Source organism: Anaerobacillus sp. 1_MG-2023, assembly GCF_030547345.1.
GTDB lineage: Bacteria > Bacillota > Bacilli > Bacillales > Guptibacillaceae > Guptibacillus > Guptibacillus hwajinpoensis_B.
This window is the reverse complement of sequence record NZ_JAUORD010000203.1, coordinates 1-244: the sequence shown is the minus strand read 5'-3', so window position 1 is coordinate 244 and position 244 is coordinate 1. Positions and strand designations below refer to the sequence as shown.

Below are 244 nucleotides of genomic sequence, written 5' to 3'. Positions count from 1 at the left end.
ATGTTATGTTGCTTGTTATGTAAAAGCTCGCTCCGGCTGGATGTACCTCAATAGCCGTTACGAGCAAGTCGGCTTAGACTTTTAGGAATTTACGTACACTCATGACACTTCCCCATACACCAATAATTGCACCAATTGCAAGTATCATTAATGATAGCTGCCAAGCAAATGGACTAAATGGTAGCATTTCTACAAAACTAAATGTAATTTGGTCATTGAAGTTGGTGTACAAGTAGTAGTAGCC

1 pseudogene is annotated in these 244 nt (G+C 39.3%); it reads right to left on the bottom strand.

The window, feature by feature from the left end:
• Positions 1–73: 73 nt before the first annotated feature.
• Positions 74–244: pseudogene (locus Q4550_RS23860) on the bottom strand (permease-like cell division protein FtsX); the annotation flags it as partial.